The organism is Nocardia elegans NBRC 108235 (assembly GCF_001612845.1).
In the GTDB taxonomy this organism is placed as follows: domain Bacteria; phylum Actinomycetota; class Actinomycetes; order Mycobacteriales; family Mycobacteriaceae; genus Nocardia; species Nocardia nova.
The window spans coordinates 16454-30645 of sequence record NZ_BDBF01000044.1; the positions used below are offsets into that span (position 1 = coordinate 16454).

General features: G+C 69.2%; 13 protein-coding genes. 12 read left to right on the forward strand and 1 reads right to left on the reverse strand.

Annotation, left to right across the window (positions count from 1 at the left end; genetic code table 11):
• The first annotated feature begins 4 nt into the window (after positions 1–4).
• The 10 genes from NE2_RS26710 (at position 5) to NE2_RS26755 (ending at position 10454) form a co-directional block, all read left to right on the forward strand.
• Positions 5–1618: a dipeptide ABC transporter ATP-binding protein gene (locus NE2_RS26710; protein WP_063030513.1), complete on the forward strand. Its 1614-nt coding sequence runs from the start codon at positions 5–7 to the stop codon at positions 1616–1618.
• 16 nt (positions 1619–1634) lie between these two features.
• On the forward strand, positions 1635–1865 hold the full coding sequence (locus NE2_RS26715) for a hypothetical protein (RefSeq protein ID WP_063030515.1): 231 nt from the start codon (positions 1635–1637) through the stop codon (positions 1863–1865).
• 44 nt (positions 1866–1909) lie between these two features.
• Positions 1910–2467, forward strand: coding sequence for a hypothetical protein (locus NE2_RS26720; protein WP_063030518.1), 558 nt, complete (start codon positions 1910–1912; stop codon positions 2465–2467).
• A 146-nt stretch (positions 2468–2613) separates the two neighbouring features.
• The gene (locus NE2_RS26725; protein WP_106958391.1) at positions 2614–3696 is read left to right on the forward strand and encodes a beta family protein; all 1083 of its coding nucleotides are present in this window, start codon (positions 2614–2616) and stop codon (positions 3694–3696) included.
• A 2-nt stretch (positions 3697–3698) separates the two neighbouring features.
• On the forward strand, positions 3699–5063 hold the full coding sequence (locus tag NE2_RS26730) for an NtaA/DmoA family FMN-dependent monooxygenase (RefSeq protein WP_063030520.1): 1365 nt from the start codon (positions 3699–3701) through the stop codon (positions 5061–5063).
• Complete coding sequence (locus NE2_RS26735) at positions 5060–6193, forward strand: LLM class flavin-dependent oxidoreductase (protein ID WP_063030522.1); 1134 nt, start codon at positions 5060–5062, stop codon at positions 6191–6193. The genes NE2_RS26730 and NE2_RS26735 overlap by 4 nt, the downstream gene beginning before the upstream one ends.
• A 54-nt stretch (positions 6194–6247) precedes the next feature.
• On the forward strand, positions 6248–7000 hold the full coding sequence (locus tag NE2_RS26740) for an alpha/beta fold hydrolase (RefSeq protein WP_063030524.1): 753 nt from the start codon (positions 6248–6250) through the stop codon (positions 6998–7000).
• A 9-nt stretch (positions 7001–7009) separates the two neighbouring features.
• On the forward strand, positions 7010–7612 hold the full coding sequence (locus tag NE2_RS26745) for a TetR/AcrR family transcriptional regulator (RefSeq protein ID WP_063030526.1): 603 nt from the start codon (positions 7010–7012) through the stop codon (positions 7610–7612).
• A gap of 578 nt (positions 7613–8190) precedes the next feature.
• Positions 8191–9171 (forward strand): terpene synthase family protein, encoded by a 981-nt coding sequence (locus tag NE2_RS26750; protein WP_063909496.1) that lies wholly within the window; start codon positions 8191–8193, stop codon positions 9169–9171.
• A gap of 149 nt (positions 9172–9320) precedes the next feature.
• On the forward strand, positions 9321–10454 hold the full coding sequence (locus tag NE2_RS26755) for a polyprenyl synthetase family protein (protein ID WP_084494354.1): 1134 nt from the start codon (positions 9321–9323) through the stop codon (positions 10452–10454).
• A gap of 72 nt (positions 10455–10526) precedes the next feature.
• Here NE2_RS26755 and NE2_RS26760 read toward each other — a convergent pair whose 3' ends face one another.
• Positions 10527–12440, reverse strand: a complete 1914-nt coding sequence (locus NE2_RS26760) for a vWA domain-containing protein (protein ID WP_063909497.1) — start codon at positions 12438–12440, stop codon at positions 10527–10529.
• Positions 12441–12515: 75 nt separating this feature from the next.
• Here NE2_RS26760 and NE2_RS26765 point away from each other — a divergent pair, with 75 nt between their 5' ends.
• On the forward strand, positions 12516–13202 hold the full coding sequence (locus NE2_RS26765) for a TetR/AcrR family transcriptional regulator (RefSeq protein WP_063030530.1): 687 nt from the start codon (positions 12516–12518) through the stop codon (positions 13200–13202).
• A 137-nt stretch (positions 13203–13339) separates the two neighbouring features.
• Positions 13340–14158: an SDR family oxidoreductase gene (locus NE2_RS26770; RefSeq protein WP_063030532.1), complete on the forward strand. Its 819-nt coding sequence runs from the start codon at positions 13340–13342 to the stop codon at positions 14156–14158.
• The last annotated feature ends 34 nt before the right edge of the window (positions 14159–14192 follow it).

Here is a 14192-nt window from a genome sequence, read left to right on the forward strand (position 1 = left end):
ACCGATGAGCGGCGATACATTGTTGCGGGTTGATGACCTGCACGTCCGCTATGGCAGCGCGTCGGTGGACGCGGTGTCCGGTGCGACGCTGGAGATCGCTCGCGGAGAGACCGTCGCGCTGGTCGGCGAATCCGGTTCGGGCAAATCCACACTCGCCCATGCGGTCATCGGCCTGTTGCCCGATTCCGCGCAAGTCTCCGGCGGCGGAATCGTTTTCGACGGTCACCGGCTCGACACCGCGTCCGACCGCATCCTGCGCGGCCTGCGGGGTGCCCGCATCGGACTCGTCCCGCAGGATCCCGGGACATCGCTGAATCCGGTGCAGCGCATCGGCGATCAGGTGGCCGAGGTGTTGCGCATCCATCGGCGGGCCGATCGCCGCACGGCACGGCTGGAGGCGGTGCGGTTGCTCACCGAGGCGGGCCTGGACCGGCCGGAGGTGCGGGCCAGGCAGTATCCGCAGGATCTGTCCGGAGGGCAGCGCCAGCGGGTACTGATCGCGATCGCGCTGGCCTGCGAACCGGAATTGGTGATCGCCGACGAACCGACCAGCGCCCTGGACGTCACCGTGCAGCGCCGCATCCTCGATCACCTCGCCGACCGCGCCGCGCAGCTCGGCACGGCGGTACTGCTCATCACCCACGACCTGGCGGTGGCCGCCGACCGCGCCGATCGGATCGTGGTCATGCGGCACGGCCGGATCGTCGAAACCGGAACAACCGCAGCCGTTCTCACCGATCCGCAGCACGAATACACCGCCGAACTGCTCGCCGCCGCGCCGAGCGCGGAGTCACCGGTGCGCCGAGCGCGCCCACGTGCCGAACGACCCTTGCTGGTGGCGACCGGTCTGCGCAAGAGTTTCCGGATCGCGCGGGGCATGCGCACGGATGCGGTCGACGACGTCTCACTGGATCTCGATCGCGGCGAAACACTCGCCCTGGTCGGCGAATCCGGCTCCGGCAAGACCACCACCGCTCGCATCCTCGCGCGGCTGTCCACACCCGATGCGGGCAGCATCCGCTTCGACGGGCGCGATGTCGCCGGTCTGCGCGGCGCCGCGCTGCGGGAATTTCGCCGGCGCGTCCAGGTGGTGTATCAGAACCCGTACACGTCGCTGAATCCCACCCTGAGCGTCGCGAAGATCGTGGGAGAACCGTTGCAGGCCTTCGGGATCGGCGATCGCCGCGAGCGCCGCGCCCGGGTCGCCGAACTGCTCGAGCAGGTCGCCCTGCCCGGCGAGGTCGCCGACCGGCGCCCGGAGCGGCTGTCGGGCGGGCAGCGGCAGCGCGTCGCGATCGCGCGGGCGCTGGCACTGCGGCCGAATGTGCTGGTGCTGGACGAACCGGTGTCGGCGCTCGATGTCGGGGTACAGGCACAGATTCTGGCGTTGCTGGAGCGATTGCAATCCGAGCTGGAGCTGAGCTACTTGTTCATCTCCCACGATCTGGCCGTGGTGCGTCGCATCAGCGACCGCGTCGCGGTGATGCGGCAGGGCAGGATCGTCGAAACAGCGTCCACCGCAACGCTGTTCGACGATCCGAGGCACGAGTACACGCGCGAGTTGCTGGCCGCGGTGCCGGGCGGGTTCGTCCGGCCGGCGATCGAACGGTCCGCCTGAAAAGGAACTATTCGTCGTGGTCGGGCGGCTCGTCGGGGTCGTTCGCATCGGTCTGCCGCTCCCGCCACACCCAGAACACCGCCGAGGCGACCAGCGCCCGAACAGCACGCTGAACATCGAGAAGATCATGCCCGAGGTGAACATCGTGAACGCCAGAATTCCCCACGACTGCACGAACGGCAGTGTCAGCGCACCCAGCCACCAGTCAACCAGGGCCGCGATCGCGAACCCGCCCAGCAAGGCGTAGGCGACGGTGAACCCGATCCGCTGCACCGCGGTCAACGCCCCGGCGTGCACGCTGAGCTGGATGGCGCCGACGAAGCCGATGATCACCGCCGCCAGCGTGATGTAGAAGATCGCCGATCCGCGCGGATCGCCCGGCTGGAGCGGGTTGATATCGGTCACCACGATCGGTATCCCGGTCCGGCGGCTCGCCTCGGCGGCCGCGGTGGTGACCACCTGGGCCACCGACGAACCGGACGCACCCGACACATCGACCGGGATCCGCGCGGCGGTGCGCACGTCCAGGATGGCGAACACCCGCTGCGATTCGACGGCCTCGCGCGCCGCCTCCGGGGTGTCGTCGTGCAGCGGATGCAGCGAGCCGTTCAGTTCCCGCTCCATGGTGTCGAGGAAGCGCTGGTCGGGCGCCGGCACCGCGGTCCCCGCGTCGACGACGGCGACCGGGATCCGGTGCGGTGTGGGATTGGCGAGGATATAGGTGTAGGAGCCGGCGAACAGTCCGGCCGCGATCGCCAGGATGAACACCAGCACCGTTGCCGGCAGGAACGGTGGCCCCCGCAGGAAAGCCGCTTCGAGTCGGCGCCGATGCCGCCGCCGCAAGAATAGAATTCAGCGCGATCGAGAGTGCTGACGCCGCAGGCGATTTCTCCTAGTTTGAGCTTCTGCCCATCCGGCGATCGCGGGACATCCCCGCTTCCCTCCTACCGCGATGCGGCGGTGTTGTCTCGTGTCGATCGAAAGGACGCCTTCGCATGTCGTCGTTGCCGCCCCTGCTCGGGGTGGAATTGTCCGGCACGGGTACCCACCCCGCGTCGTGGCGGCGGGCCGACTCCCGCGCCGAAGAGCTGTTCACACCCGGCTACTGGATCGACGCGATCACCGCCGCCGACCGGGCCGGATTCGACTTCGTCTTCCTCCCGGACTCTTTCGGTGTGGGCGCCGGCGGTTACGGGCCGTTCGACGCGATCGCGCTCGCGGCCCGTGCCGCCGCCGCGACCCGGACGATCGGCCTGATCCCGCAGGCGACGGTCACCCACACCGAACCGTTCCACGTCTCCAAGGCGATCGCCGCCCTCGACTACGCCACCTACGGCCGGTCGGGATGGGAGGTCGCCGTCTCCGCCGAGGCCGAGCAGACGACACTGTTCGGCCGCAAGCGACCGCAGGACGACACCTCGCTGTGGCGGGAGGCCGACGAGGCGATCGAGGTGGTGACCCGGCTGTGGGACAGCTGGGAGGACGACGCCGAGATCCGCGATCTCGCGACCGGCCGGTTCGTCGACCGTGACCGGCTGCACTACATCGACTTCGAGGGCGAGAACTTTTCCGTCAAGGGCCCCTCGATCACACCCCGGCCGCCGCAGGGTCAGCCGCCGATCGCGGTGCGCGCCGCGTCGGCGGCGAGCACCCGCCTCGCGGTCAACCGTGCCGATCTGATCCGGATCAGCGCCGCCGACCTCGACGAGGCCGCCGCCCTGCGCACCCGGCTGCGCTCCGCGGTCGCCGCGGCCGGCCGGACGCCCGACGAGGTGCGGATCCTGCTCGACGTCGAGGTGCATCTCGCCGCGACGGAGGACCGGGCCCGCGCCGAGCTCGACCAGCTCGACGCCTGGGGACCCGCGGCCCCGGCCGCGACCGTGCGCCACCTCGGCACCGCCGACGGATTGCGCGTACTGCTCGACCGGACTCGGCGCGAGTGCGCCGCCGACGGTCTGGTGTTGCGGCCACTGGCGGTGCCCGCGTTCAGCGCCGCGCTCGTCCGGCCGGCGCGCAGCCTGCGCGGCCGCATCGGCCTGACGCGTCCCGCCAACCGCTACGCACTCGCCCGAGGATGAGGATGCCGAAACAACAGGTACGCAAGCAGATTCACCTGGCCGCTCACTTTCCGGGGGTGAACAACACCACGGTGTGGAGCGTGCCGGAATCGGGCAGCCAGATCGAGTTCGACTCCTTCGTCCACCTGGCGCGCACCGCCGAGCGCGGCCTGTTCGACTTCTTCTTCCTCGCCGAGGGGCTGCGGCTGCGCGAACACCGCGGCCGCATCTTCGACCTCGACGTGGTCGGTCGTCCCGACACCTTCACCGTGCTCAACGCGCTCGCCGGGGTCACGACCCGCCTCGGCCTGGCCGGCACGATCAACACCACGTTCAACGAACCCTACGAACTCGCACGGCAATTCGGCAGCCTGGATCACCTCTCGGGCGGACGGGCCGCCTGGAACGCGGTCACCTCCTCCGACGCGTTCACCGGCGAGAATTTCCGCCGCGGCGGCTATCTGGACCACTCGCAGCGTTACGTGCGCGCGGCGGAGGTGGTCGACGCGACCCGCGCGATCTGGGACAGTCGCGCCGGCGGGGCGCCGGTCGTCGACCGCGAACGCGGGGTGTTCGGCGGCCCGGCGCCCCGATTCGCCTATCGCGGAACGCAATTCGACATCGAAGGCGTCTACGGGTTACCGGCGAGCCCGCAGGGATATCCGGTGCAGATCCAGGCCGGTGATTCCGAGGAGGGCCGGGAATTCGCCGCTGCGAAGGCCGATGCGATCTTCAGCCGCCACGGCGAACTCGAGGACGGGCGCCGGTTCTACACCGACATCAAAACCCGGCTCGCGAAGTACGGCCGCCGCCGCGACGATCTGAAGATCCTTCCCGCCGCCACTTTCGTGCTCGGTGACAGCGATGCCGACGCGCAGGAGCGGGCCCGGGAGATTCGGCTGCAGCAGGTGGGGCCGCAGACGGCGATCGCCTTCCTCGAACAGGTCTGGGGCCGCGGCCTTTCCGGCTACGATCCCGACGGTCCGTTGCCCGAGATCGATCCGGTCGACAACGCGAACATCACCCGCGGACGCGTCCGGCACGCCAAGGATCCGCGCGCGATCGCCGAGGACTGGCGCGCCAAGGCCGCCGCGGAGAAGCTGAGCATTCGCGAACTGGTCATCGAGGTGACCGCGCGCCAGCAGTTCGTCGGCACGCCCGTTCAGGTCGCCGCGGAGATCGATCGGTACGTGCAGTCCGACGCCGCCGACGGATTCGTGCTGGTCCCGCATCTCACGCCCGCCGGTCTCGACGAATTCGTCGACAAGGTCGTTCCCGAACTTCAGGAGCTGGGCAGTTTCCGAACCGAATACACCGGTGTGACCCTGCGCGAACATCTGGGTCTGCGCCATCCGCATCGCGGCAGCGAAGGAGTGCGAGCGTCATGACCGTGCCGTTGTCGATTCTGGATCTCTCCCCCGTCAGCGCCGGATCCACACCGCGGCAGGCGCTGCGCAACACCATCGATCTGGCCCGTCACGCCGAGGCGTGGGGGTATCGCCGATTCTGGGTAGCCGAACATCATTTCGTCGCGGTGGCCTCCTCGGCCCCGACCACCCTCATCGCATTGATCGCGGCCGCCACCGACAGCATTCGTGTCGGCTCGGCCGCCGTGCAGGCCGGTCAATACACCTCCGCGGCGGTGGTCGAGGCGTTCGGCACCATCGACGCGCTGTATCCGGGACGGCTGGATCTGGGGCTCGGGCGCTCGGCGCATCGAATCGCCGAGGTGCGCTCGGCGGGGGTGAAACCGGTGCCCGCGCCCGACCGGCCAACCCGGGTGCGCGACGGTGTGGTGATCCCGCCGCCGTTCAGCCCCGGGCGGCTACTGGACACGACCCGGCTGGCGGCGAGTTTCGAGGCGCTGCAACTGCCCGGGACCCAGCCGCTGGACTACGGCCGTCAGGTCCGCGAGATCCGCGATCTGCTCTCCGGGAACTACCGCAGCTCCGAAGGTGTTGCCCTGCACGCCGTTCCGGGCGAGGGCGCGGAGGTTCAGCTGTGGCTGTTCGGTAGTTCCGGCGGTGAGAGCGCCCAGCTCGCGGGCCGGCTCGGACTGCCGTTCGCGGCCAACTACCACGTCTCCCCCGGCACGATCGTGGAGACGGTGGAGGCGTATCGCGCCGCCTTCCGGCCCTCGGCGGTTCTCGACCGGCCGTATCTGGTGGTGTCGGCGGACGTGGTGGTCGCCGACGACGACGCGACCGCCACCCATCTGGCCTCGACCTACGGACATTGGGTCTACAGCATCCGCAGCGGCGCCGGCGCAGCCGAATACCTCGATCCCGATACCGCTCCCCCGCTGACCGAACAGCAGCAGCGCCTGGTGCACGATCGCGTCACCACCCAGTTCGTCGGCGCACCGAATGTGGTGGCCGAACGACTCTCGGCGCTGCAGCAGCTGACCGGCGCCGACGAACTCGTCGTCACCAGTGTCACCTACCGGCACGAGGACCGGCTGCGCTCGCACGAACTGCTCGCCTCCGAATGGGGTCTACCGCAGCTCCGCGCGGCCTAGGGCGGCGCCGCCGTTGGTGAACCGGCTCCCGGACCGATGAGTTTCGGCCGCGGAATGAGTCTCCTCGATTGGCAGGACGAGTTCTGCGACCGGCTGGCCGCCGCCGGCCGGTACGTCCTGCGCTACGACATCCGTGACACCGGCCGGTCGACCGCCTACCCGACCGGCTCTCCCGGCGATCCCCTGCGTGATTTGGCTTCCGACCTGCTCGGGCTGATGGACTTTTTCGAACTCCAGCGCGCCCATCTGGTGGGGTTCTCGATGGCCGGATGGATCTGTCAGCTCGCCGCGCTCGATCACCACGACCGGGTGTGGGCCCTGACGTTGATCAACACCAGGCCGACGTCTCCCGGACCCGCGGACCCCGATCTGCCCGACCATTCCGACCGGATCATGGGCTTCTTCGCCGCGACACCGCCTCCGGACTGGTCCGACCGGGCCGCGGTGATCGACTACCGCGTCGAACAAGCCCGGATGCTCTCGGGCGCATACGGTTTCGACGAACAGCAAGCGCGACGGCAGGCGCGGCCCACGGTCGAACGCACCACCGATATGGGCTCCAGCATGCTCAACCCGGCCATCGTCGATGCGGGCGAGCGCTGGCGGGAGCGGCTGGGCGAGCTCACCGTGCCGACCCTCGTCGTCCACGGCACCGACGACCCGTTCTTTTCGTACGGCAACGGACAGGCCATGGCCCGGGAGATTCCGGACGCCGATCTGCTTCCCCTGCCCGGCATCGGGCACGAGCCGCCGGCGTCCACGTGGTATCAACTGCTCGTCGCCATGCTGGCACTCGAGGACACATAGAATGGACTCGTGAGTCCATTGACGGCCAAGGGGGCGGCCACCCGGCAACGCATCATCGAGGGCGCCGCCGCGGAAATCCGTGACCGCGGAGTCACCGTCGCCACCCTCGATGACATCCGGGCCCGCACCCGTACATCGAAAAGTCAGCTCTTCCACTACTTTCCCGACGGCAAAGAGGAATTGCTGCTGGCGGTCGCGCAGCACGAGGCCGATGCGGTGCTCGCCGATCAGCAGCCCTATCTCGGCGCGCTGGACTCCTGGGCGGCGTGGCAGCGCTGGCGCGACGTGGTGGTCGAACGGTACCGGGAGCAGGGCCGGTTCTGTCCGCTGTCGGTGCTGATGTCGGAGCTGGGCCGCACCACTCCCGGCGCCCAGCAGGTGAGCGCCGCCCTGCTGCGCCGATGGCACGGCGACATCGAGCGCGGCATCCGCGGCATGCAGAGCCAGGGCGAGATCGCGGTGCGACTCGACGCGGGCCGCGCCGCCGCCGCGCTGCTGGCCGGAATCCAGGGTGGTGTCGGCATCCTGCTGGCGACCGGTGACATCGGTTTCCTGGAGGCCGCCCTGGACACCGGAATCGACGCCCTGCGAACTGTCGGCGAAACCTGCTGAACTGCAAGGTTTTCGGACCGTCTCCCGGAGGTTCCGGAACATTCGCCGGCCCGGTTCGCGCTGCGCCGGCCGGGTAGCCTGCCGTAAGCTTGGCGGCGCCCGCGAGGGGTGGCGAAACGAGGGGGCCATGAGTTGTTCGCAGTATCGAGGGCGACGACCCGATCGGCATGTCGTGCCCGATTGCCACGATCGTGCTGAGGTCGGTGTCCGCCATCGCTCGTCGGCCGCAACGCCGAGCACGAAACGCTTGCGCGCATCCGGCCGTCGAATGTCCGCCGAATCCTCCCGTCGGGTACGGCGCCGCGCCGATCCCTGCCGGGCGACACGGTGGTCTTCCGTGCCGGCTGTCGGCGATCGCCGGGTGAATGCTCCCGGGCAGGCGGCGCATCCGCGGCTCCTCTCGGGCGAGCCGTCCACTGTCCGGTCGAACCCGCCGGGAGCCGGGGTGCATGAGCGGTATCGATCCGAATCCGTTGTGGCACTTCGCCTTGTCGTCACCCGGGATCGACCCGATATCGCAAACCGAATGCCCGGATTGCCGTACTCGCGTTAAACTGCTTGGGAGATAGGCGGTTTCGATGCATGTAACTGAGTTCTTCATGCCGTTCGATTCGGAGGGGGCCAATCCCGCCGAATCGGAGGCCGAGCAGGCCATGTGGGCCTGGCTCGAACGTTGTGATCTGGTTCCCTCGGAGCCGACCCGCCGGCGCATGCGCCGGACCCGGCCGGCTCGCATGTACGCGCTGTGGTGCCCGTATGCCGAGGCGGACGCGCTGGGATTGCTGAGCAGATTCACCGCATGGGCATTCATCGTCGACGATCAGTTCGACATCGAAATTCCCGACCCGGTACGGACATTGGCGACCATCACCGCACTGGAGGAGGTGTTCGAACCCGGCGCCCGACCGACGGGGGTGCTCGCTGTGGCCTTCGCGGAGCTGTGGCGCGAACTGTGCGCGGGACGCTCGAGTCAGTGGCGTCACGCGGTGCGCACCGAACTCTCGGCATGGCTGTGGACCTACTACACGGAGAGCATCGGGCGGCTCACCGATCGCTATCCCGATCTGGACGACTACCGCGCCCACCGGCGGGACTCGGTGGCGCTGTACGTCTTTCTCGATATCAGCGAGATCGCCGAGGGCGTCGACCTGTGCGCGGGCGCGCGGGCTCTGCCGGCATTGCGCGCGATCCGGGAGGCATCCGTCGAACATATGGGCCTGTTCAACGACATCCTGTCCATCGATTCCGATGAGGCGTCGGATTATCTGTACAACTCGGTGCTGCTGGCCGAACGTCAGCTCGGTCTCGACCGGGAGCGCGCGGTCGATGTGGTCGACCGCATGCTCACCGCATGCGTGCGCCGCATGCTCGCGGGCATCGACGCGCTGCCGGCCGAACTCGACGCGGCGGGACTGTCCGGCCGCGACCGCACCGATATCCTCACCATCGCGACCTGCTACACCCGATACGTCCGAGCCAACTTCGACTACCACTATCAGGCCGCGCGCTACACCAGCGCGCCGCGCGAGGCACTCGAGCACGGCGCTCCCCTGGCCTGACGACGAACCCGCGGGCGCAGGCGTTGCGCAAACGCAACCCGGGCCATCGCCCGGCCCGCGGGTTCCGGTGCGACGATGAAAACTTCACGCACCGCCGACCGCGACGCGGAGCGGGCGCGGCGGCTGTGCCCTAGCGAGCGGGGCCGGTAATGCGAGCATCCAAACCCACCACTTACTCTCCGGCGCAACATCTTCCCGCGGCGGACCGCAAGGACTGCGCGGTCGCCCGTGAACCCGGGCGCCGTCCACGCGCCACCACCGACGCCGCCCCGGGCGCGCGCACCGCGGCCACCCTGCTCGCCGACGCCCGCACGGCGATCGCGCCGGTCCTGCGGGCCGCCGTCGCCACCCTCGGCCACCCCCTCGACCGAATGGCCGGTTACCACTTCGGCTGGTGCGACGCCGAGGGCAACCTGCGCGCCGGCTCCCACGGCAAGGGGCTGCGCCCGGCACTGACCCTGGCCGCCGCGGCCGCCTGCGGCGCACCGGCCGCCGATGCCGTACACGCCGGCGCCGCGGTCGAACTGCTGCACAACTTCTCCCTCGTCCACGACGACGTGATGGACGCCGATCCACTGCGCCACGGCCGGCCCACGGTCTGGCGGGTGTGGGGCACCACCAACGCCACCTTGCTCGGTGACGCGTTGCAGGCCTTGGCATTCGCGGTGCTCTCCGACGGCGGTGTGCCGGAGGAGGCCGGCGCCGCCGCGGTGATCCGGCTGGCCCGCACCGCCGCGACCCTGTGCCACGGCCAATACCAAGACTGCGATTTCGAAACCCGCCCGGATGTGAGCGTCGAGGATTACCTGTCCATGGCGGCCGGCAAAACCGCTGTGCTGCTGGGCTGTTCCTGCGCCCTGGGAGCGTTGTGCGCGGGTGCGGATTCGCGAACGGTGGCCGCGTTCAACACCTTCGGCCGCAATCTCGGCCTGGCGTTCCAACTGGTCGACGACGCCATCGACATCTGGGGCGATCCGGCGGTGACCGGTAAACCCGCGCTCAGCGATCTGGCCGGCCGGAAGCGGTCGTTTCCGGTGGTGTGCGCGTTGGCCTCCGACACCGACGCGGGCCGCGAATTGGCCCGGCTGTACAGCGAGCCACGTCCGATGACGACGGCCGACGTAGCGCGCGCCGCCGAACTGGTCGCCGCCGCCGGTGGGCGTGAACTCACCCGCGATTACGCCGACCGGGCATTGCGTTCCGCGCTCGCCGGGCTGCCGTCAGGCGTCGCCCGGGGCGATCTCGAAACCCTGGCTCACGCGGTGGTCCGGCGGAACAGGTGAGCCGGTCCGTGATCACTCGCAAGCGATCACGGACCGGCCCTCGATTTCCGCCGACTCCTCGGTAGCGGTGCCCTAGGGACGGGTGTCCTTGCGGCGGCTTCGTATCACCACCAGCGCGCCGAGAAGCAGTCCGAGCAGGACGACACCGGCGATGACAGCCGCGAGGACCGCCGGCGATACCCCGTCGCCGGATTCCGATGCGGCCGACGCCCGCGATTGCCCTCCGTTGTTCGACGAGGACGACGCATCCGGCGTCTGCGCACCATGCTCGCCGAATATGCCTGCTGACGTGGCGGATTCGTACCGCGGTCCGGGCTCGGCAGCCCCGCCGACGGTCACATCCAGGCGAATCGGGACGGGCGCACCGAGTCCTTCGACATTCGAGGCGCTGACCGAGACGGCGATGTAGTACCAACCGGCCAGGCTCTGTTCAGCGCTCTTGGCGTCGCCGGCCGTGCGATTGCTGTAGCGCACCGGCAGCGTCGCCAGCGGACCACCGGCCGGCATCGTCGCCGATTCTCCGTTGTAGCTGCCGAAGTCGTGGTCGATCTCGGTGCGAATCGGCGAGTACAGCGTGGTCGTGACCCGCGACAGCCCGTCGAGTCCGCGCTTGTCGGAATCGAGAAAATTCACCCGGTATGCGAGGCCCTGGCCCCATCCGAGCGCGATCCGATAGAAGACGAACTCGCCGCGCTGCAGGGTGTCGGAATAGCTACCGGAACCTTCCAATGTCGTTGCGGCGTTGAACGATCCACCTCCGGAGACCGCGACGGCACTACCGGCCGGCGGCGTGAACGCCGTCGGTGTGGCCGACGCGGGCGGACCGGGGTCGCCGGCCGCGGGCTCGATTCCGAACAGCAACTCCATCGGCATCTGCTGCGGGCTGGTGTCGGCGACGCCGTGCCACTCGGGTGCGAAGTAGTAGCGACCGCCGCCGCGGCACGCGTTCGCGGCGCTGTCGGATCCGGAATCGGTCTTCGTCGCGCCGTCCCACGCCTTCGTGACGGTCAGTGCCACGCCGTCACTGGTGTTCACCACCTGCTCGAACTCGAATACGTTGCAGTCCTTGCCATCCTCGCCGTAGACGCGCAGGTACAGAACGCTGTTGTCGTTGCCGGGCGGTTTCTGCCGGACGTGCGGGAAGGCCACCGTCGCACTGAAGTAGGCCATCGCGCCCTGCGGCACGTCCAGGGCGTAGTACTTCGTCTCGTGCTGGGCGATCGTGTCCAGATATCGGCCCGGCCCGGCGACCGGCGCGTCCCGATAGGTCGTGGTGCCGGAAATCGGCGCGCCGACCGGCGTGTACGTGCGCAACGCCGCCTGACTCACCCGGGGCAGGACACGTTCGAGCGATGTGCCGTCGGCGGCATCGGTGTACGTACCGCCGGTCTGCTGTGCGATGCACGTGAGCTGTTTGCGCGCGGGCCCGTCCACACCGAATCCGATGGCATGCACCACGATCTTGGCGCCCTGACGCTCGAGTTCCCGGGCGACCTCACACGGATCCGGTGGCGCGCAGGTGTCTTCGCCGTCGGAGACGAGGACGACCGACCGCGGGCCCTGCTTCGGAAGCGCGTCGGCGGCCGTGCGCAGCGCGGCGCCGATCGGCGTATATCCACTGGCCTCGACACCGTCGACGGCGGTATTCAGAGCCGCTCTGTCGATGATGTCGGCGCCGTGCAGCGTGCGCACGTCCGCACATCCGGCGGTCTTTTCCGCATCCGAGGATCCCGTTCCCGTCCCGTACACGGTCAGTCCCACCTTCGACCGCGCCGGGGCCGCGGCGACGAAGCTGTGCACGGCGGCCTTGGCCGCATCCAGTTTCGTGCCGCCGGCGGGATCCGGAGCCCGCATGGATCCCGAGGCGTCCAGCACCAGCATGGTGGGCGCGTACTCGGGTTGCTGTTGCGCGTGCGCCGGAACCGCGGTGAGCGCAACCGCCGCTGTTGCCGCCCCGAGCGTCAACAGCTTCCTCAATATCGACATACTCTCCACTCCGATGACTTCCAAGATCAACAGACCCTACGTGCCGCCATCGGCCTCGTCGGCTATAACTGCTGCATGGGAAAGTTCGGCGAGGATGGTCGCAGCACGGACGCAGCGCCGTCGATGGCCCGGACTTCCCTGCTGCGGGAATTGCCCACCACCGAGCGCGGGCTGCGTACCCGCTCGACGCTGATCGCCGCCGCGCGCCGCGTCTTCGAGACCAGCGGCTATCTCGACACCCGGCTGGTCGACATCACGACCGAGGCGCACTGCTCCTCCGGCACCTTCTACACCTACTTCTCCAGCAAGGAGGAGATTTTCGCGGCGGTCCTGGAGGTCGCCCAGGAGGACATGATGCACCCGGGGATGCCGCATGTTCCCGAGGCCGACGATCCGGCCGCCGTGGTGGCCGCGAGCAACCGCGCCTACTTCGAGGCCTATCAGCGCAACGCCAAACTGATGGGACTGCTGGAACAGGTGGCCAATATCGACCCCGAATTCCGGGTGCTGCGCCAGCGCCGCGCCGAGGCGTTCATCGACCGCAACGCTCGCAGTATCGAATCGCTGCAACGTCGTGGGCTGGCCGATCCCGAGCTGGATCCGCTCCTCGCCTCGCGGGCGCTCTCCGGGATGGTCAGCCGCCTGGCCTTCGGGCATTTCGTGGCCGGTGACGACACCGATCGACCGGTCGACCTGGACGAGCTCACCTATACCGCGACCCGCTTGTGGGTCAACGCGCTGCGTATTCCGGCCAAGCCCTGACTCGCCGTTTCGCCCTCCGGCGCGGCGCGGACCTGCTACAACAGCGGAGTGCGGCGCACGCGCACACCCGAAATTGAACTTGACGTCAACCTCAACTACGGTGGGGTGACATCACGGACACGGACAGGGGTACGGCAGTGCAGGTTGCGCAGAAGGTGGCCATCGTGACCGGCGGCGGAGGCGGCATCGGCGGCGCTCTCGCCGCCCGCCTCGCCGAAGCGGGCGCGCGAGTCGTCGTCGCCGATCTCGACGAGGCCGCCGCGAAGAGCGTCGCCGACGCCGTGGCCGCCGACCATCCCGGTGCCTGCGTGAGCGCGGGGGCCGACGTCAGCGATCCGGAGGCGATCGCCGGTCTGATCACGCTGGCGGAGAACACGTTCGGCCCGGTGGACCTGTACTTCGCGAACGCCGGCATCGCCGGTGCGGCCGGGCTCGACGTCGCCGAGGCCGACTGGGACCGGTCCTTCGACGTGAACGTGCGCGCGCACATCCGCGCCGCCACCCAGCTCGTACCCCGATGGCTCGAGCGCGGCGAAGGGTATTTCGTCAGCACCGCCTCCGCGGCGGGACTTCTCACCCAGATCGGGTCGGCCACCTACTCGGTCACCAAGCACGCCGCGGTCGGCTTCGCCGAATGGTTGTCGGTCACCTACGGCGACCAGGGGATTCGGGTCAGCTGCCTGTGCCCCATGGGAGTCGACACACCCCTGCTGTATGCCGGGCGCGACTCCGGCGACCGGCTCGGCGCGGCCTCCACCCGGGCGGTGACCGCCGCCGGGGAGGTGCTCGAACCCCCGCAGGTCGCCGACGCCGTGCTCGCCGCGATCGACGCCGAGCAGTTCTTGATCCTGCCGCATCCGAGTGTGCTCGAGATGTATCGGCGCAAGGGGGCCGACTACGACCGCTGGCTGGCCGGCATGCGCCGGTACCAGCGCAGCTTGCTCGACGAGAACTGAAGCATCACAACAGATTTCACAACGATCAGGAGAT

Excerpts from the sequence above, each read along its gene's own strand:
- NE2_RS26710 (WP_063030513.1), top strand. The coding sequence starts at position 5 with ATGAGCGGCGATACATTGTTGCGGGTTGATGACCTGCACGTCCGCTAT.
- NE2_RS26725 (WP_106958391.1), top strand. The coding sequence starts at position 2,614 with ATGTCGTCGTTGCCGCCCCTGCTCGGGGTGGAATTGTCCGGCACGGGT.
- NE2_RS26730 (WP_063030520.1), top strand. The coding sequence starts at position 3,699 with ATGCCGAAACAACAGGTACGCAAGCAGATTCACCTGGCCGCTCACTTT.
- NE2_RS26735 (WP_063030522.1), top strand. The coding sequence starts at position 5,060 with ATGACCGTGCCGTTGTCGATTCTGGATCTCTCCCCCGTCAGCGCCGGA.
- NE2_RS26740 (WP_063030524.1), top strand. The coding sequence starts at position 6,248 with ATGAGTCTCCTCGATTGGCAGGACGAGTTCTGCGACCGGCTGGCCGCC.
- NE2_RS26750 (WP_063909496.1), top strand. The coding sequence starts at position 8,191 with ATGCATGTAACTGAGTTCTTCATGCCGTTCGATTCGGAGGGGGCCAAT.
- NE2_RS26755 (WP_084494354.1), top strand. The coding sequence starts at position 9,321 with ATGCGAGCATCCAAACCCACCACTTACTCTCCGGCGCAACATCTTCCC.
- NE2_RS26760 (WP_063909497.1), bottom strand. The coding sequence starts at position 12,440 with ATGTCGATATTGAGGAAGCTGTTGACGCTCGGGGCGGCAACAGCGGCG.
- NE2_RS26765 (WP_063030530.1), top strand. The coding sequence starts at position 12,516 with ATGGGAAAGTTCGGCGAGGATGGTCGCAGCACGGACGCAGCGCCGTCG.